The organism is Stenotrophomonas sp. 82F1 (assembly GCF_056861525.1).
On record NZ_JBSPUD010000002.1, the window covers coordinates 182776 to 201737 of the forward strand.

Genomic DNA, 18962 nt, shown 5'->3' on the forward strand with positions numbered 1-18962 from the left:
GAACATTGCAATGAAAGATCTGGACCTGCCCGCGCCGATCGCAGCCTACTTCGCCGCCGACCACCAGAGCGGTCATGCGGTAGCCTCCTGCTTCACCAGGGAGGGTGTAGTCCTTGATGAGGGCAACACCCATTCCGGCGCGGCCGCGATCGAAGCCTGGAAGAACGAGGCATCTGCCAGGTACACCTATACGACCCAACCTCACACTCTGGAAACCCAGGGGCGCTCCCACGTCGTTACCTGCCGGGTGTCGGGCAACTTTCCCGGCAGCCCGCTGGACCTGCGTTACGTCTTCGTGCTGGAGCGCGGCAAGATCGCCTCACTGGAGGTCGCGCCATGAATTTCGATCTCCAACTGGCGGGAAAGCGCATCCTGGTAACGGGCGGCACGCGCGGCGTCGGCGCGGCTGTCGTCGAACTGCTGTCCCAGCTTGATGCCCGGGTCGTCGCGACGGCACGCTCGATTCCGAAGCAGCCTGTCGAGGGCGTCCACTACGTGGCGGCCGATCTCGCGACGGCGCACGGGGTACGCGAAGCGGTCGAGGCGGCGCAGGAAAAGCTCCATGGAATCGACATCCTCATCAACGTGGTCGGTGGCTCTTCGGCGCCTGCTGGTGGCTTTGCCAGGCTGGACGATGCCGAATGGGCCACGGCGCTCGATCTGAACCTGATGTCGGCCGTGCGGATGGATCGTGCATTGCTCCCCGCGATGATCGCGCAGGGGGACGGTGTGATCCTGCATGTGTCGTCGATCCAGCGCATGCTGCCGCTGCATGACGCCACGATCGCCTACGCCGCCGCGAAGGCGGCGTTGTCCACCTACAGCAAGGCCCTGTCCAAGGAAGTGACCCCCAAGGGCGTGCGCGTGATCCGTGTCTCGCCGGGTTGGATCGAGACGGAAGCTGCGGTCGATTTCCTCGGCGGCATCGCCGCCAATGCCGGCACCGACTACGAAGGTGCCAGGCAGATGGTCATGGATGCGCTGGGCGGGATTCCGTTGGGGCGCCCGGCCAAACCGAGCGAAGTGGCCGATCTCATCGCGTTCCTGGTCTCGCCCCGTGGGGCCTCCATTTCGGGATCGGAGCACATCATCGACGGCGGAACGGTGCCGACGGTGTAGGCAGGCTTCCGCTTGGCCGAGCGCTGATCACGTCCGGCCTTGCCCCCACGCCAATCAGTACGCTGGATCAAGTTATCAGGATTCCATGCCACCCATGATCCTGCCGCTCAGCGCAAAGTTGCCCTGCCGACCATCACCACCTGGGATAACACACATGTCCACGCTCATTTCCGCCGTGCTCGCCGCCGCCCTGGCGGCCGGCTTCAGCCCGTCCACACAGGCCGCCGATGCCGCCGCTGGCGATGCCGGCCGGGTGAAGAACGTCGTCCTGGTCCATGGCGCCTTTGCCGATGGCGCGGGCTGGCGTCCGGTCTACAACGAGCTGACCGCGCTCGGCTATCGTGTATCGATCGTGCAGAACCCGCTGACCTCGCTTGCCGATGACGTGAGGGCCACCCAGCGCGTGCTCGACCGACAGGATGGTCCCACTATCCTGGTCGGCCATTCCTGGGGCGGCACCGTGATCACCGAAGCCGGCGTGCACGGCAAGGTGGCAGGCCTGGTCTATGTATCCGCGCTGGCACCGGATGCAGGTGAGACCACCGCACAGCAGTACGAAGGGTTCGCCCCCACCCCCAGGTTCGTCATTGAAACCGGGAGCGACGGCTTCGGATTCATCAGCCAGACCGCGTTCAAGGCCGGCTTCGCACACGACACCACGGACGCTGACGCCGCATTCCTGCGCGACTCGCAGGTGCCCATCAACATGTCGGCGTTCGCCACGAAGCTGACACAGGCCGCCTGGCGGACGAAACCCAGCTGGGCCGTCATTGCCACCGAAGACCAGGCATTCGACCAGGCGATGCTCATCCACATGGCCGAGCGCATCAACGCCCGCATCACCAGGGTTTCGGCAAGCCATGCGGTCTTCATGACGCAGCCCAAGGTGGTCGCCCACACGATCGACCAAGCGGCCAAGGAAGCGATCAGCTCGACAAAGTAGGCTCCGGCAGCAGGACATCGGGCGCCGACTCCTCGGTCGCGCCCGGCGTCTTCGTCCAATGCGTCCGCCCCTCGATCAGCCGCCCTGCCCCAGCTCCCGCGCAAGGAAAGGCGCCGTCCTGCTGCCTTTGGCGCGGGCCACTTGTTGCGGCGTTCCCTTCGCCACAATGGTGCCACCCGCAGCACCGGCGCCCGGCCCGAGGTCGATCACCCAGTCCGCCTGCGCGACGGCACGCATGTCGTGCTCGATCATCACCACCGTATTTCCGGCCTCCACCAGCCGCTGCAGCTGGACCAGCAGCCTGTCCACGTCCGACGCATGCAGGCCGGTGGTGGGCTCGTCCAGCACGTAAAGCGTGCGCCCACGCTGGCTGCGCTGCAGCTCGGTGGCCAGCTTGATACGTTGTGCTTCACCGCCTGACAGTTCCGTGGCCGGTTGGCCCAGTCGCAGGTATCCCAGTCCGATGTCCTGCAGCAACTGCAGCGGGCGGGCAATGGCATCCTCCTCGATGAAGAACGCATGCGCCTGCTCAACCGTCATCTGCAGGACCTCGGCGATGTTGCGGCCGTTCCACAACACCTTCAACGTGGCCTCGTTGTAGCGGGCGCCGTGGCAGGTGGGGCAAGGCGCATAGACGCTGGGCATGAACAACAGCTCGACGCTGACGAACCCTTCGCCCTCGCAGGTTTCGCATCGGCCCTTGGCCACGTTGAACGAGAAGCGGCCCGCATCGAAGCGACGGCGGCGCGCATCGGGTGTCGCCGCGTACAGCTTGCGCACGTGGTCGAACAGGCCGGTATAGGTGGCCAGGTTGGAGCGTGGCGTGCGGCCGATGGGCTTCTGGTCCACCTGCACGACCCGCTGGATGGCGTCCACATCACCTGCAAGCTGGCCTCGCGTGGTTTCGATCACGGTCGGCCCTTCCGTAGGCGTGCCCTCCGCTCCATCGTCTGCGGGCTCATGCCCCAGGTGCAGCAGCATCAGCTCAGGCAGTGCCTGCGCCATCAGGCTGGACTTGCCGGAGCCCGAAATGCCGGTCACTGCGGTCAGCAGCCCCAGCGGCACCTGCGCATCCACACCCCGCAGGTTGTGGCGGTGGATGCCCTTCAGCTCCAGCCAACTGTTGGCACTGCGCTGCCGGCTGGCGGCCGCAGGCACCTGGTCGAACAGGTACCGGGCCGTGCGTGAATCCTGCACGTGCCGCAGGCCTTCGGGCTCGCCGCTGTAGAGCACGCGCCCGCCATGCTCGCCCGCCTCAGGGCCGACATCCACCAGCCACTGCGCGCGGCGCATCAGCTCCAGATCATGTTCGACAACAAACACCGAGTTCCCGCCGTCACGCAGCCGGTCCAGCGCGTCGTACAGCGCCTGACTGTCGGCGGGATGCAGGCCGGCCGAGGGCTCATCGAGCACGTACAGCACACCAAACAGCAACGAGCTGAGCTGGGTGGCCAGTCGCAGGCGCTGCAGTTCGCCGGCCGACAGTGTTGGCGTGGCGCGATCCAGCGAGAGATACCCCAAGCCCAGGCCTCGCAGCTGGTGTACACGCGCCATGACACCGCCTGCAAGCCGCTGTGCAGCCAGACGTTTCTCCTCCGACAGGGCAGAGGTCAGCCGTACGTCGGGGGCCGAAGCATGGACAGGACGACCGCTCGCTGCCCGCGTGGTGCGGTCGCGGCGGGTGGCGCTTCTGCTGGTGCGTTCATCCCGGCTGTGTGCGCTGAAGTCGCCCTGCGCGATGGGCTCCAGCAAGTCCGCCAGTTGATCCAGCGGCAGGCGCATGAATTCACCGATATCCACGCCCGCGAAGGTGACCGAGAGCGCCTCCGGCTTCAGGCGCTTTCCGTGACAGGCCGGGCACAGCTTGCCTTCCATGTAGCGCGAAACCCGCTTGCGCATCAGCGCGCTCTGGGTATTGGCAAACGTGTGCAGTACGTAGCGACGGGCGCCGGTATACGTGCCCATGTAGCTGGGCTCCAGCTTGCGCTTGAGCGCGGCACGGGTTTCGGCGGGCGTGAAGCCGGCATAGACCGGCACGGTCGGCGTCTCCTCGGTGAACAGGATCCACTCCCGGTCCTTCTTCGGCAGCTTCTTCCACGGTATGTCGATGTCGTAGCCGAGCGTGACCAGGATGTCGCGCAGGTTCTGGCCATGCCATGCCGGCGGCCAGGAGGCGATAGCGCGTTCGCGGATGCTCAGCGACGGATCCGGAACCATCAGCGCTTCGGTCACCTCGTAGACGTGCCCCAGGCCATGGCAGGTGCTGCAGGCGCCCTGTGGCGTATTCGGTGAGAAATCTTCGGCGTACAGCATGGGCTGGTTGGCCGGGTATGCGCCTGCACGCGAGTACATCATGCGCACCAGGCTGGACAGCGTGGTGACACTGCCCACCGATGAACGTGCATTGCTGGCGCCGCGCTGCTGCTGCAGGGCGACCGCCGGCGGCAGACCGTCGATGGCATCCACATCGGGCACTCCCGCCTGGTCGATCAGGCGGCGTGCATATGGCGCTACGGATTCGAAGTAGCGCCGCTGCGCCTCGGCGAAGACGGTACCGAAGGCCAACGATGACTTGCCGGAACCCGATACTCCAGAGAACACTACCAGTGCGTTGCGCGGAATGGAGACATCGACATTCCTGAGGTTGTGCTCGCGCGCGCCGCGCACCTCGACGCAGCCGCTGGCGGCGGCAGCACATGACGATTCGCCAAAGGGGGTGTTGGACATCTTCGCGATCCTGCAGGCAGTAAGCGGCACGCAGCAGAGCGTGCCCGGTGACACATTCTCGCTGCTGCGGGGTGAATGGAGCGAGGGAGTTCCGCCCCGGGGGCTCGACTCCGCCATCAAGGACCGGGAACCCGGCCTTCACAGCTACCACGGCACCTGCAATGCAACCATGCAGGACGCACCCTCCCCCTTGGTAGCCCATGCCCCACCTTCGTCGTCTATTTGGCCGCTGGCTGCGCCTGCGTCGTCGTGTGCGTTGGCGCTGGCGTGAACACCAGGCCTCGGTCCCGGCCATCGAGGCCACCGAGGGCCCACTGCGTGCCGCGCTGTACAGCGTTGAACAGATGGAGGTGTACGGCCGCGCGCTGGCGCGCCAGCACCGCGTGCGGATGCGCCCCGGCCCGGAGCGCCTGCTCGAACGCCTGCAGGCCAACGAGCGCGTGCTGGAAGACGCCAATTCGCTGCTCAGCAGTGTGGTGCGCGAACAGCGGCCGGTAACCCCGGCGGGGGAATGGCTGCTCGACAACTACTACTTGGTTGAGGAACAGATCCAGACCGCGCGGCGCCACCTGCCGCGCGGCTACAGCCGGCAGCTGCCGTCGCTTGTCTCGGGCCCCTCGGCCGGGTTGCCGCGGGTGTATGAGCTGTCGATGCAGGCCATCGCGCACGGTGACGGTCGCATTGACGCGGACACGCTGGGCCGTTTCATCGCATCGTACCAATCGCTCGCGCCGCTGAGCCTGGGCGAGCTGTGGGCGGTTCCCATCATGCTGCGTCTGGCGCTGCTGGAGAACCTGCGGCGCATGGCGGCGCGGGTGATGCGCGATGGAACCGATCGTCGCCTCGCTTCGCAATGGGCGGACAGCCTCAATCAAGCCGCTTCCGAGACCCCGACCGATGTGGTCCTGGTGGTTGCGGACATGGCACGATCCACGCCGCCGTTGACCGGCGCGTTCATCGCCGAGCTGACGCGCTCGCTGCATGGGCGCGGCGGTGCCTGGGCCATGCCCGTCGCGTGGCTGGAACAGTGGGCTGCAGCGGCCGGGCAGCGCGTCGACGAGCTGGTCGCCGCCGAGGGGCAGCAGCAGGCGGCCGACCAGGTGTCGATCGGCAACAGCATCGGCAGCCTGCGCTTTCTGTCCACCATGGACTGGCGCACCTTTGTTGAAGACATGAGTGTGGTGGAGCAGCGGCTGCGCGAAGACCCGATGGCCGTCTATGCTCAGATGGATTTCGCTACCCGCGACGCCTACCGCCATGTGGTGGAGAAGGTCGCCCGCGGCAGCCGCATGGCAGAGGAGCGTGTTGCCACCATCGCGCTGGACCTGGCACGGACGGCGACACCGCCGGAGGGGCCGCGTGCGCACGTGGGCTACTGGCTGGTTGGCGAGGGCCTGGACGCCACCGTGGAAGCGGTGGCCGAGGCAGCACCGCGCCACCGCAAGGCACGGCGACTGGCGCATCGCGTACCGCTTGCGCTGTACCTGCTACCGATCGCCCTGCTGGCGGTGCTGGCCACTGCGGGCCTGCTGGCAACCGGCAGTGGTTCGGTACCGCTCTGGCTGGCCGCGCTGCTCTCACTGCTGGTGTTCAGTGAGCTGGGCATCGTGCTGGTGAACTGGACCGCGACGGTGCTGGTCGCCCCCAGGCCGCTGCCCAAGCTGGATTTCAGCGAAGGCATCCCTGCCGCCTGCGCCACCGTGGTCGCGGTCCCCTCGATGCTGTCCAGCATCGACGGAATCGACGTACTGGTCGAAGCGCTGGAGGTGCGCTTCCTGGCCAACCGTGATCCTCAGCTGCGCTTCGTGCTGCTGACGGACTTTCTCGACGCGGCGGAGGCCACGGCGGCGACGGACGACACCCTGCTTGCGCACGCCACGGCACGGATCGAGGAATTGAACAGGCGCTACGCGCCCGAGCGCGGCGATCGTTTCTACCTGCTGCACCGCCCCAGGCAATGGAACCCGGGTGAAGGCGTGTGGATGGGACACGAGCGCAAGCGCGGCAAGCTGGCGGCACTCAATGCCCTGCTCCGTCTGGGCGATGCGGCCGCGTTCATGCGCATCGTCGGTGACGCGGCTGCGCTGATCGGCGTCCGCTACGTCATCACGCTGGATTCGGATACACAACTTCCGCGGGATGCGGCACGCGCGTTCGTCGCCACCCTGGCGCACCCGCTCAACCGCCCGCGCTTCGATCCGACGCTGCAACGCGTGGTGGAGGGCTACGGCATCCTGCAGCCCAGCGTCGGCACCAGCCTGGGCCGGCGCCGCACCTCGCGTTTTGCCCGGATGTTCGGCAGCGAGCCCGGTATCGATCCGTATACGCGCATGGTCTCGGACGTCTACCAGGACCTGTTCGACGAAGGCTCGTTCGTCGGCAAGGGCATCTATGACGTCGAGGCCTTCGAGCATGCACTCGAGGGTCGCCTGCCCGAGAACCGCATCCTCAGCCACGACCTGCTGGAAGGTTGCTATGCACGTGCGGGCCTGGTCAGCGATGTGCGCCTGTACGAGGACTACCCCGAGCGCTACGCCGCCGACACCAAGCGCCGTGCACGCTGGATCCGCGGTGACTGGCAGCTGTTGCCTTGGTTGATGCCGTGGACGCCGCGCCCGGGCCCGGGATGGGAACGCAACCGGCTCAGTCTGCTGTCGCGCGGCAAGTTGCTGGACAACCTGCGCCGCAGCCTGGTGCCGATCGCTGCGCTGGCCTTGCTGGTGGTGGGCTGGTTGTATGCCGCAAACCCTGTTGCATGGACCGCGTGGGTGCTGGCGCTGTGGTTCGCACCGCCGCTGATAGGCATGCTGCGCGATGCCCTGAGCGTTCCGGACGACACGCCGCTGGAAGCGCATTACATCAAGGTCGGGCGCGGTACGCTGCAATCGTTGCTGCGCGCGTCCACCCAGGTCGCGTGCCTGCCCTTCGAGGCATTGCTGGCAAGCGACGCAGTGCTGCGCACGCTCTGGCGCATGGCCGTCACGCGCCGCCACCTGCTGCAGTGGAACCCTTCAAGCGAAGTCGAGCGCCGTCTCGGCAGCGACCGCGGCGCGGAATGGCGGGTGATGGCGCCGGCCTCACTGCTGGCGATCGCTTTGGTGGTTGTGGTGGCCAGCCTGCGTCCGCAGGCGTTGCCGTTCGCCCTGCCCTTGCTGTTGGCCTGGGTCTTTGCCCCCGCGTTGATGGCGTGGCTGGGCCGGCCACCGGCCGCGAGCGTGGCGGAGCTTTCGGTAACGCAGCGGGCGTTCCTGGGCCGGCTGGCGCGGCGCACCTGGTCCTTCTTCCAGGCCTGGGTGCGCGAGCAGGATCATTGGTTGCCACCGGACAACATCCAGGAGCATCCGTCGCTGGTGGTGGCACGCCGCACCTCGCCAACCAACATCGGCCTGTCCCTGCTGGCCAATCTGTCGGCATGGGATTTCGGCTATCTGCAGCTGGGCGCGGTCGCTGAACGTACGGCCCTCACCTTCGACACGCTGGACCAGCTGCCGCGCCATCGCGGCCACTTCCTGAACTGGTACGACACTGAAACCCTGGCGCCGCTGCCGCCGCGCTACGTTTCCACCGTGGACAGCGGCAATCTTGCCGGGCATCTGCTGACGCTGCGCCAGGGCCTGCTCGCGCTGGTGGATGCGCCGGTGCTGGCGCCGCACACCTTCGATGGCCTGGCCGATACGCTCGGCGTGCTGGAAGAGGAACGGCAGCGCCATCGCCGCGACGATGCAGCACTGGTCGAGGCGCTCAACCATCTGCGCCAGCGTCTGGCCTCAACGCGTGTCGACCGCCCTGTCGGAACGGCGGAGATTCTCGCCCGCCTGCAGGAACTGGTCGGCCTGGCCGACGTCGTGCTGGCGCAGTGGCCCGCACCGCCATCGCCCGAGGATGGTGAGCTGCACTGGCCGACCCTGTTCGCCGCCGAATGCCATGCCGCCCACGCGTCGCTTGCCAATCTCCCTGCCGATGCCAATACGGACGACGAAGCACCGGTGCCCAGCCTGCGCCAGCTGGCTGCGCGGCGCGGCACCGCCGGTGCGGATGCCCGTGCGCGCATCCAGCAGTTGCAGGCCCTGGCGCACCGCGCCGGGCAGTTCTCGCTGATGGAATACGGGTTCCTGTTCTACCGCACCCGCAACCTGCTTTCGATCGGCTACAACGTCGACGACCATCGCCTCGACAACAGCTTCTACGACCTGCTGGCCTCCGAAGCACGGCTGTGCGCCTTCGTCGCCATCGCCCAGGGCCAGCTGGCGCAGGAGAGCTGGTTTGCGCTCGGCCGGATGCTCACCGAGGTCAACGGCACGCCGACGCTGCTGTCATGGAGTGGCTCGATGTTCGAGTACCTCATGCCGCAGCTGGTGATGCCCAGCTATCCGGATACGCTGCTGGACCAGACCACACGGCATGCGGTCGAGGCGCAGATCGTCTACGGGCGGACCCTGAACCTGCCGTGGGGCGTGTCCGAGTCCGGCTACAACGCCGTCGATGCCCGCCTGAACTACCAGTACCGGGCGTTCGGCGTACCGGGGTTGGGGCTGAAGCGCGGCCTGGGCCAGGATCGGGTCATCGCGCCCTATGCCAGCATGATGGCGCTGATGGTGGCGCCGGAAGCGGCCTGCCAGAACCTGCAGGTACTGGAGGGATTGGGGTTTGCCGGGCGCTTTGGCATGTACGAGGCGATCGACTACACCCCTGCCCGGCTGCCGCCGGGGCAGGATCACGTGCTGTTGCGTTCGTTCATGGCCCACCACCAGGGCATGGGCCTGCTGTCGCTGGATTACCTGTTGCGCGACCAGCCGATGCAGCGCCGCTTCCTTGCCGATGTCGAGTTCCAAGCCACCTTGCTGTTGCTGCAGGAACGCATCCCGCGCATCGGCGTCTTCCACCCGCATGAGGTGGAAGCGCTGGGCGAGCACTCGGCCACGGCCGAGGACGAGACAGCGCTGCGCGTACTGCGGGACCCGGGCGGCCCGCGCCCGGAGGTGCAGCTGCTGTCCAACGGACGCTACCACGGCATGCTGACCCATGCCGGCGGCGGCTACAGCCGCCACGGCGATCTGTCGCTGACCCGCTGGCGCGAGGACGGCACCACCGATGCCTGGGGGTCGTTCTGCTATCTGCGTGATGTGGACAGCGGCGAGTTCTGGTCTGCCGCGTACCAGCCCACCTGCGTGGCGGTGGACAATTACGAGGCGATCTTCTCTGACGCCAAGGCAGAGTTCCGTGGTACCCGCCGCGGCTGCGAGAGCCATCTGCAGGTCGCCATCTCCGCCGAGGACGACATCGAGCTCAGGCGCCTGCGCCTGACCAACCGCAGCCGTCGCCAGCGTACGGTGGAGATCACCACCTATGCCGAAGTGGTGCTGGCACCTGCGGCGGCCGACGATGCGCACCCGGCCTTCAGCAACCTGTTCGTGCAGAGCGAGATTCTGGCGGCCAAGCAGGCCGTGCTGTGCACGCGCCGGCCGCGTTCGCACGACGAGGTTCCGCCGTGGATGTTCCATCTGGTCGCCGTGCATGACGCGGAGGTGGTATCGATCTCCTACGAAACCGACCGTGCGCGCTTCCTGGGCCGTGGCAACACGCCGCGGACGCCACAGGCATTGACCACCGATACCGAGCTTTCCGGCACGGACGGTTCGGTGCTCGACCCGATCGTGGCGATCCGCGTCCGCGTGGTGCTTGAGCCCGAGCAGACCGTGCAGCTGGACATGGTGTATGGCGTCGGCGCCGACCGCCCCGGTTGCGAGGTGCTGGTGGACAAATACCGTGACCGCCGCTTGGCCGACCGCGTCTTTGACCTGGCGTGGACGCACAGCCAGGTGGTGCGCCGGCAGATCAACGCCAGCCAGGCCGAGGCGGCGCTGTACGAGCGTCTGGCCGCCCACGTGCTGTATGTCGGTCCACTGCTGCGCGCGGGCGCCGGGGTCCTCCTGCAGAACCAGCGCGGACAATCCGGGTTGTGGAGCCATGCCATCTCGGGTGACCTGCCCATCGTGCTGCTCAAGGTCACCGATGCGGACAACGTGGAACTGGTCAGGCAGCTGGTGCAGGCACACGCCTACTGGCGGCAGAAGGGACTCAACACCGACCTGGTCATCTGGAACGACAGCAAGGCCGGCTATCGGCAGGAACTGCAGGACCAGATCCTGGGGATGGTGGCCGCCAGTTCGGAGACGGGCCTGCTTGATCGCCCCGGCGGCATTTTCGTGCGGCCGGTGCAGAACATGACCCACGAGGATCGCGTCCTGTTGCAGGCGGTGGCACGGGCGGTGATCAGCGACGAGGACGGCACCCTCGCCGCACAGGTCGGCCGCCAACCGCCGCCTCCGCGACGGATCCCGCCTCTGGTGCCGCAGGCAGTGCAGCAGGAACTGGCACTGTCGTCGGAGGCGACGCCGGGGCTGTCCATCGTCGCAGAAGGGGGCCTCGACGCCGGCTTGCCCCCGGGCGCCGGGCACGACGAGGAGATGGATGACCCGTGGCCGTTCCTTCCCTACCGCGGCGCCGGCCAGTTCGACAACGGCACCGGCTGTTTCAGTGAGGACGGCCGCGAGTATGTCGTGGTGGTGCGCGAAGACGCGCCGACGCCGGCGCCCTGGGCCAACGTGATCGCGAACGCCCGCCTGGGAACGGTCGTCAGCGAAAGTGCGCCGGGCTACACCTGGTTCGAGAATGCGCACGAGTTCCGCTTGACGCCCTGGCTCAATGACCCGGTCTCGGACACGGGCGGCGAGGCCTTCTACCTGCGCGACGAGGACACCGGTCGTGTCTGGTCGCCGATGCCGCTGCCGCGCAGGGGCACCGGGGCCTACCGTACGCGTCACGGATTCGGCTACACGGTGTACGAGCATGTCGAGGACGGCATCGCCAGTGAGCTGTGGGTCTTCGTCGACGTCGCCGCGCCGCTGAAGTTCTCGGTCCTGCGTCTGCACAACCTGTCGGGCAGGACACGGCGGCTGTCGGCCATCGGCTACGTCGAGTGGGTGATGGGTGACCTGCGCGCGAAGTCGCGCATGCACGTGGTCACCGAGCGCGACCAACAGACCGGCGCGCTGTTGGCGCGCAATACCTACAGCACCGACTTCGGCGGCCGGATGGCCTTCTTCGACACCGATGCCGACGGCTGCGGCTGGACCTGTGATCGCCTGGAGTTCATCGGCCGCAACGGCAGCCTGCAGGCACCGGCGGCGCTGCGGCGCGAACGGCTGGATGGACGGATGGGCGCGGGCCTGGATCCCTGTGCGGCGATCCAGGTGCCCCTGGAGCTGGCGCCGGGCGACCGTAGTGAAACCACGTTCCGCCTCGGCGCGGGGCGCGACCGCGAGGAAACGCTGGCACTGGCACGAAGCCGCCAGGGCGCCCAGGAGGCCATCGACGCGCTGGACGCGGTGCGCATCCATTGGCGCAATGTGCTGGCCACGGTGCAGGTGCGTACGCCGGACCCGGCGTTGGACGCACTGGCCAATGGCTGGCTGGTCTACCAGACCCTGGGCTGCCGCTACCTGGCGCGCAGTGGCTACTATCAGTCAGGCGGAGCGTTCGGCTTCCGCGACCAGCTGCAGGACGCGCTCGCCCTCGTACACGCTCGCCCGGAGCTGACCCGCGAACACCTGCTGCTGTGCGCTGCACACCAGTTCACCGATGGCGATGTGATGCACTGGTGGCACCCGCCGCAAGGTCGTGGGGTGCGCACGCGCTGCTCCGACGACTATCTGTGGCTGCCCCACGGCGCCTGCCGTTACCTGGAGGTCACCGGCGATGCCAGCGTGCTGGACGAGACGGTCGGCTTCATCGAGGGGCGCGCGGTGACCGCAGAAGAGGAAGGGTACTACGACACGCCTACCCCTTCGACGCAGCGCGACAGCCTGTATGCACATTGCGTCCTCGCGCTCGAGCGCGGTTGCCGGCTGCTCGGCGAGCGCGGCCTGCCGTTGATGGGCAGTGGTGATTGGAACGACGGCATGAACCGCGTCGGCGACCAGCAGCGCGGTGAAAGTGTGTGGCTCGGTTTCTTCCTGCATGACACGCTGCACCGCTTCATCGGGGTGGCCAACGCGCGTGGCGACACCTCCCGTGCTCAATGGTGCCAGCAGCAGGCCGACAGCCTGCGCCAGAACCTGGAACAGCATGCCTGGGACGGGGAATGGTATCGCCGCGCCTGGTTCGACAACGGCACCCCGTTGGGCTCGTCACAGAACCAGGAATGTCGCATCGATTCGATCTCCCAGAGCTGGTCGGTGCTGTCAGGCGTTGCCGCACCTGAGCGTGCCACGCAGGCGCTGGATTCGCTGTACACGCATCTGGTGCGGAAGGACGCCCAGCTGATCCAGCTGCTCGATCCGCCGTTCGACCAGACCACTGAAGACCCCGGCTACATCCGTGGTTACGTACCAGGCGTGCGCGAGAATGGCGGCCAGTACACCCACGCGGCCGTGTGGGCGGCGATGGCATTCGCACAGCAGGGAGACGCGGTGCGTGCCTGGGAGCTGGCCGGCATGATCAATCCGCTCAATCACGCGCTGGACCCGGAAGCGGTGCAGACCTACCGCGTCGAACCGTATGTGTTGGCAGCGGATGTATACGCCGTGTCTCCTCACGTCGGCCGCGGCGGCTGGACGTGGTACACCGGCTCGGCCGGCTGGATGTATCGCCTGCTGGTGGAATCCCTGCTCGGCATACGTCGTGAGGGCGATCGCCTGTCGCTTGCACCGTGCCTGCCCGATCACTGGCCATCATTCGAACTGAGCTACCGCTTCGGTCGCAGCTTCTACGAATTCGTGGTGACCCGCACTGCGCAGGGCCAGCCAACGTTGCATGTGGATGGCATGCTGCAGCCGGACCTTACCGTCCTGCTTCGGGATGACGGGCATCACTACCGTGTTGCGCTTGATCTCGGTGCGCCCCCGGGATGAACGTCCGCCCCGAAATACAGGTGCAGCTTGATGCGCTGGCCGAGATGCTGGTGCACTGGTTGGCGCAGGTGCGGCATCCGGCGCAGTTCTGGCCGCAGTTTGAAACGCTGGCTGCAGAAATTCTGGACCAATGTGAGCACGCGGAAAGGGGCCACGCACACGCGTGCATCCAGGCCATGCTGAAGCGCCACGCGCTCGAGCTGCCGCTCTGGCACGAACGTGACGACAGCGTGCCATCGCGGCAGCCAGAAGAGTGAGGGTTGGCTCCCTGCGTTACGATGCCGGGCTCAACCGACCAGGGATATGCATGCTCGTCTCCGCGCGCCTGTTGCTTGCCATAGCGGCGTCCCAGCTGCCGCTCTCCATGGCAATCGCGGCATCGCCCCCGCGGCCTGCTTCCACCGCGCCAGCAAGCAGCTGCAAAGCTGATGCATCCGGTTGCCCGGCGTGGATGCCGTCGCAAGCCGAGATGCGCAACACCATCGCCGACTACTTCTGCGAACTGGCTGACCAGGGACGCATCCAGCCTCGCGTAAAGCAGCTGGACCGTGCCGAATCCTCGCCACTGAACTGTGGCGCGCTGGGAGAGGCGCCCGGCTCGAACTTTGTCTGTGGCGGCGAAATGCGTTTCATCGGCAAGGGCAGCGAAATCGATAGCATTACCTTCAGCCCTACTCTCCGCTACGAGGAGGATGGGCGCATCGCGTTCTACGTCGGCGATGACGAGGAGGGTGAACAGGTCTGGCGGGTTCCCGCCCCACGGTCCACCTCGACAACATGCGCGATGCGCTGAGCGTCCAACCACGCCTACCCGCCAAAGATGGAGGCGAACGGAGGATCAGCGTGACGCGTCATCGCTGGTGCGCATTACGCTCTCTATCCAGTCGATGTAACGAGATACACGTACGTTGTAGACAACCTGGCCATAGAAGCCCGCTTCAAGCGCGTGCTCGGGAACGGCAGTGATCCAGGAACCGAGGCCCACCAGCTGCAAGATTCCGTGATTGTTGATGATCAGTGGGCCGCCGCTGTCGCCGTTACCCAGCACGCCTTCAAGCGGCAGGCCATGCGGAGGAGCATCGAAACGGTACCAGAGATACCGATCGTTACCGCCAGTAATGGCGTTGTACGCACGCCGCAGCGTCGTGCGATGCGGCCCGCCCGGCACCAGCCCAACGGCGCCATTGCCGGTGGCGCCCTTCCCAATCAGCGCTGCGATCTGCGTGACCTCAGCGGTGCCTCGATAGAGCGGCACGGGCTGCACATCATTCACGGGTGCCTGAAGCCTGATCAGTGCGATGTCATCCGTTTCGGCCAGGAACGCGTGGATCTTGGCGGGATTTCCCGTTGCCAGTGCCTCCTTGCCCAAGGCCTCAGGCATTCTCCTGTAGCCGGAATGCAGGAACACGCGCTCCACGCCGTAGTCCGTTCCATTGATGGCGATTGTGGCTCCCATCCCTTCCATCGGAGCTGCATGCGCCGCCGTCAATACCCATCTGGGAGCGATCAGAACGCCCTGCCCCTCGCCCGGCATATCGGCCAGAGCAGGAAACTCCGTTCCGTCGATCCGGTATCGGGCATCGTCAACGTCATCGCGGATGACGATAGCCCCGGCGCACAATGGCAGCGCGGCAAGCGCCAGGAACAGCCAGCGAATCATGGGTACGTTCATCCTTGTGCTCAGTTGTCGCAGCCTTGCCGAACAGATCCGTCCCGGGCACTACGTGCGCGCCCCCCAAGTCCCACACCCGTACGAGGAAGCGCCGAGGGTGTAGCCCGCAGCTCCGGCATCACGGCAGCCCTGAATTCACTGGCCTTCCAGCTCCTTCAGAATCCCGCGCAGGCGCGCATCATCGGGCGCAAGCTGGGCGGCTCTGCGGTAACTGCTTATCGCTTGATCACGCTGTCCATTGGCACGGTAGGCTTCACCGAGACTGTCGTGGACATTCGCGGATTCCGGATGCGCACTGGCATTCCATTGGAACACCGCCACGGCCTCTGCCATGCGCTTCATTCTCAACAGGCGATAGCCCAGCGAGTTCAGCGCCTTCTCGGACGTGTCGTATTGTCCGGCGGTCGTGCCCAGCCCCTCGTAGGCTCGGGCCATGCCCGCCACGCCCTGTGACAGGGCCAGCGGTACCAGCAGGTCGCCCAGGTTCTTTTTGGCGAGGGCAATCGGCTTGCCGTGCAGTACTGCCATCAGGTCCTTGCCCAAGGTCGCTACCGTCTCGCCCTGCCAGTAGTTGTCCAGGATGATCACCGCAGACTGGTCCTGCTCGGCGCGGAGCCAGTAGCTCTGATAGCCGGGAACGCTGCCCGTATGCGATTCCACCTTGTAGGTGCCACCGGCCGGCAAGGGCCAGCTCTCCACTTCCCAGCCGTACCCATAGCCCGAGCGATGGTCGGTCCACATTGCCTGCCGCGACGGCTCGGTCAGCAACGAATCGCCCTGCAGGGCCTGGTCCAGGCGAAGCAGATCGTCGACGGTGGAGTACAGGCCGGCTGCCGAGAACGAGACGCTCGGATCGATGGGCATGGGGCGAGCCAGGCTGAGGTCGGGCCGGGTTTGATAGCCCGTCGCCAAGCGTGGAATGAGTTCGTTGGCGCGATACAGCCCGCTGTCCTTCATGCCTGCCTTGTCCAGAACCCGGCTTCGAAGGTTGGCTTCGTAGCTGGTGCCCGTCACCTTCTCGATGATCAGGCCAAGCAGGAAATAGCCGTTGTTGTTGTAGCGCCACTCTGTTCCCGGAGCGCTTTGCAGCTTCGCGGGGATCCACGCCTTCGCGAAATCAACCGGCTCGAGCGAGAGCCGGGCCTGTGTTTGCCACCACGGGTCGTCATAGCTGCGAGGCAGATCGGCAATGCCGGAGGTATGGTTCAGCAGCTGCGCCACGGTTACCGGGGCGGCCGGTGTGTTGGCGTAGAGCGCCGGCAGGTACTCACCCAGTGTCCCATCCAGCCGCAGCCTGTTCTCCTGCACCAATTGCATCACCAGGATGGCGGTGATCGGCTTGGTCAGTGAGCCGATGCGAAACACGCCCTCGCCCACATTCGGCACCTGCCATTCGCGGTTGGCCAGGCCGTAGGCGCCGCGGTACAGCACCCTTCCATGCTGGGCCACAAGCACCACGCCGTTGAAGTCACGGTTCGCTGCATAGCTGTCTACCAGCTGCTTCAACTCGGCGGGATTGGCCGCCGCTCTCGCCTGTCCCGAAATGCCGATCACTATCGCCATGGCGCTTGTTGCTGCCAGCACAGTTCGCAACAGAAAGCGTCTTGCGTGTTGCGCGAACAGCAGAGTGGCGCTGGGCATCTACAGGCCTCACTTGGGAAAGGCGCAGTGTAGCTGTGCCGAGCAGTCGCAGGCTGTAACGGGAGCCATGACTGATGGCCTATGGGTGCCAGCCTTTCATCGTGTGAAGTACAGGCACCCGGCTACGGCGATCGGCGTCGGGTCGGCGTCGATGCGCTGGGCCACCAGTGCCATCACTTCGATGCCGTCGCCGTGGGCCTCCGGCGCTGACCGCACCACGCGCATTCCTGCGGGGACACCCTGCGCCCCCGACGTGTCGAGGGACAGGGCCTTGCCGAGGTCCGCAGCAAGGGCTTCATCGAAGACGGCCACCACGGAACTGCGCGACAGTATCAACCGCGTGGATGGATGGCCGAAGACGAGAACCGGGGCGGGAAGCTGCATTTCCGCGACAACACCGGGCATATCGCCCAGTGCGTTGCTGTAGCCCCCGGCCTTGCCGGCGATCTGCTGCCAGCCAGCCGACGGCTTTCCGCTGGTTGCGATGTCACGCAACTGATAGGCCAAGGTCCGGAATGCCGTGCGATCGGCCTTGCAGGACACGAGCGCCAGCGCTCGATCAATGTCCTCCTGTTTGGGAGCGGTCTTGCGGATTGATTCTGCCGCTGGCGCGGCGGGCGCCATGGCAAGCCCCAGGCCTGCGAGCAGCAGGACCACGTTCAACGTACGGATGATCAAAACGAAATACTCCTGCCTGGGGGTGCCAAGACCGTTCGGCACTACACCGACAGACGGAAATCGCGGGGGCGCTAACGGGAAATCCCATCACCAGCAAGAGTCTCCCGCGCGGCAATCTTCTCGACCAGCGTATCGATCGCCGTCTCCATGGCGCGCGCCGTCTGGTCGCCGCTCTGGTTGGTGATGACGAAGATGCCAAGATCATACTTGGGCACGATGTAGATGTAGCACTGCGAACGCGGTACGCCACCATGATGGGCGTAGTAGACGCCCTTCAGGTGATCGCTGGCGACGATGTTCCAGAAGTAGCCGATGCTGAACCCGGAATCGAACTGGACCAAGGGGCGATGCGATTCCTTTACCACGGGCCCATTGGCCAGCTGGAACCTGAGGTACTTCACCATTTCCGGGACGGTCGCCTTCACGTTTCCGGAGGCGCCCCATGGCAACTGCGGCATCGGTGTGGTCGGCACCGGGTTGTCACTGTGATAGCCGGCTGCAAGCCGGAGCGCTTCGGCGTCGCCCAGCTGGATCCTGACGTCGGTCATTGCGGCGGAATCACCGAGAAATCCGCGCAGCAGCGACGCGTAGTCGCGCTTGTAGACGGTTTCGAGGATATGCGCCGTCAGCTCCGTCCCGGCACTTGAGTACGCGTAATCCTTGCCGGGCGCCCGGCCGATCTCGACGGTGTGCAGGTCCTTGAAGAAGTCAGCCTTGCCGTAGTGCGCGTAGATGGCGTTGAGTTCGCTGGGCGTACGATGATCGGTGAAGTCTGCCAGCACCGTGTTCGCGCGTTCCGGCAACATGTTCGGCAGGCCGCTGGTGTGCGACAGCAGGTGGCGGATGCGGATGGGCTCGCCCTTGTACTGCAGGTTCGGGTAGTCCCCCTGCAGGTACTGCCGAACATCGTCGTCCAGACTCACCCTGTGTTCCAGGACGGCATTGGCCATCAGGGTGCCGGCCAGGGTCTTGCTCAACGAACCGATCTCGTAGAGCGTCGCATCGGTGGGAGGGCCTGGCTTGCCGGTTTCCATGTCGCCGCGATGACGGATGAATTCCTTGCCCCGGTACACGACGCCGATCGAGGTTGAATGAAGCAACGGCTGCTGGACCAGCGTTGCGGCGACCTCATCGATCTCCGTCCCCAGATCCTTCGTTGGAACCTTTTCGCTGGCGCAGCCTGCAACCAACAGCGCGGCGGACGCCAAGAGGCAGCTAAGCCATCGCCTGTTTCGGACACTCATCGAAGTCGCGTGCATGCGTCGCTGCT

General features: G+C 66.1%; 11 protein-coding genes. 6 read left to right on the forward strand and 5 right to left on the reverse strand.

Going from position 1 to position 18962, the window contains the following annotated elements:
* The first annotated feature begins 10 nt into the window (after positions 1 to 10).
* The 3 genes from AC13GI_RS03215 to AC13GI_RS03225 all read left to right on the forward strand — a co-directional run bounded on the left by AC13GI_RS03215 (position 11) and on the right by AC13GI_RS03225 (position 2062).
* Positions 11 to 340: a nuclear transport factor 2 family protein gene (locus AC13GI_RS03215; protein ID WP_482995473.1), complete on the forward strand. Its 330-nt coding sequence runs from the start codon at positions 11 to 13 to the stop codon at positions 338 to 340.
* Positions 337 to 1119: an SDR family oxidoreductase gene (locus tag AC13GI_RS03220; protein WP_099818499.1), complete on the forward strand. Its 783-nt coding sequence runs from the start codon at positions 337 to 339 to the stop codon at positions 1117 to 1119. Before AC13GI_RS03215 ends, AC13GI_RS03220 begins: the two co-directional genes overlap by 4 nt.
* A gap of 94 nt (positions 1120 to 1213) precedes the next feature.
* On the forward strand, positions 1214 to 2062 hold the full coding sequence (locus tag AC13GI_RS03225) for an alpha/beta fold hydrolase (RefSeq protein ID WP_243379805.1): 849 nt from the start codon (positions 1214 to 1216) through the stop codon (positions 2060 to 2062).
* Between the two features lie 75 nt (positions 2063 to 2137).
* Here AC13GI_RS03225 and AC13GI_RS03230 read toward each other — a convergent pair whose 3' ends face one another.
* Positions 2138 to 4789 (reverse strand): excinuclease ABC subunit UvrA, encoded by a 2652-nt coding sequence (locus AC13GI_RS03230; RefSeq protein WP_482995474.1) that lies wholly within the window; start codon positions 4787 to 4789, stop codon positions 2138 to 2140.
* A gap of 200 nt (positions 4790 to 4989) precedes the next feature.
* Between AC13GI_RS03230 and AC13GI_RS03235 the strand changes: the two genes are divergently transcribed.
* The 3 genes from AC13GI_RS03235 to AC13GI_RS03245 are packed head-to-tail and all read left to right on the forward strand — an operon-like array spanning position 4990 to position 14494.
* The gene (locus tag AC13GI_RS03235; RefSeq protein WP_482995475.1) at positions 4990 to 13701 is read left to right on the forward strand and encodes a glycoside hydrolase family 94 protein; all 8712 of its coding nucleotides are present in this window, start codon (positions 4990 to 4992) and stop codon (positions 13699 to 13701) included.
* A complete protein-coding gene (locus tag AC13GI_RS03240; protein WP_482995476.1) occupies positions 13698 to 13958 on the forward strand; it encodes a hypothetical protein in 261 nt (86 codons plus the stop codon). The genes AC13GI_RS03235 and AC13GI_RS03240 overlap by 4 nt, the downstream gene beginning before the upstream one ends.
* Positions 13959 to 14008: 50 nt before the next feature.
* Entirely contained in the window at positions 14009 to 14494 is a 486-nt protein-coding gene (locus AC13GI_RS03245; RefSeq protein WP_482995477.1) for a hypothetical protein, read from the forward strand.
* A gap of 45 nt (positions 14495 to 14539) precedes the next feature.
* On the opposite strand, the gene AC13GI_RS03250 is transcribed toward AC13GI_RS03245, so the two are convergent.
* The 4 genes from AC13GI_RS03250 to AC13GI_RS03265 form a co-directional block, all read right to left on the reverse strand.
* Positions 14540 to 15361, reverse strand: coding sequence for a trypsin-like serine protease (locus AC13GI_RS03250; RefSeq protein WP_482995478.1), 822 nt, complete (start codon positions 15359 to 15361; stop codon positions 14540 to 14542).
* A gap of 147 nt (positions 15362 to 15508) precedes the next feature.
* A complete protein-coding gene (locus tag AC13GI_RS03255) occupies positions 15509 to 17014 on the reverse strand; it encodes a serine hydrolase domain-containing protein (protein WP_482995479.1) in 1506 nt (501 codons plus the stop codon).
* 96 nt (positions 17015 to 17110) lie between these two features.
* Entirely contained in the window at positions 17111 to 17692 is a 582-nt protein-coding gene (locus AC13GI_RS03260) for a hypothetical protein (RefSeq protein WP_482995480.1), read from the reverse strand.
* Positions 17693 to 17763: 71 nt separating this feature from the next.
* Positions 17764 to 18951 carry a serine hydrolase domain-containing protein gene (locus tag AC13GI_RS03265; protein WP_482995481.1) on the reverse strand — a complete coding sequence of 396 codons (1188 nt, stop codon included), beginning with the start codon at positions 18949 to 18951 and terminating at the stop codon, positions 17764 to 17766.
* Positions 18952 to 18962: the final 11 nt, after the last annotated feature.

Coding starts and splice junctions, on each gene's coding strand:
- AC13GI_RS03215 (WP_482995473.1), top strand. CDS start 11: ATGAAAGATCTGGACCTGCCCGCGCCGATCGCAGCCTACTTCGCCGCC.
- AC13GI_RS03220 (WP_099818499.1), top strand. CDS start 337: ATGAATTTCGATCTCCAACTGGCGGGAAAGCGCATCCTGGTAACGGGC.
- AC13GI_RS03225 (WP_243379805.1), top strand. CDS start 1,214: ATGATCCTGCCGCTCAGCGCAAAGTTGCCCTGCCGACCATCACCACCT.
- AC13GI_RS03230 (WP_482995474.1), bottom strand. CDS start 4,789: ATGTCCAACACCCCCTTTGGCGAATCGTCATGTGCTGCCGCCGCCAGC.
- AC13GI_RS03235 (WP_482995475.1), top strand. CDS start 4,990: ATGCCCCACCTTCGTCGTCTATTTGGCCGCTGGCTGCGCCTGCGTCGT.
- AC13GI_RS03240 (WP_482995476.1), top strand. CDS start 13,698: ATGAACGTCCGCCCCGAAATACAGGTGCAGCTTGATGCGCTGGCCGAG.
- AC13GI_RS03245 (WP_482995477.1), top strand. CDS start 14,009: ATGCTCGTCTCCGCGCGCCTGTTGCTTGCCATAGCGGCGTCCCAGCTG.
- AC13GI_RS03250 (WP_482995478.1), bottom strand. CDS start 15,361: ATGATTCGCTGGCTGTTCCTGGCGCTTGCCGCGCTGCCATTGTGCGCC.
- AC13GI_RS03255 (WP_482995479.1), bottom strand. CDS start 17,014: ATGCCCAGCGCCACTCTGCTGTTCGCGCAACACGCAAGACGCTTTCTG.
- AC13GI_RS03265 (WP_482995481.1), bottom strand. CDS start 18,951: ATGCACGCGACTTCGATGAGTGTCCGAAACAGGCGATGGCTTAGCTGC.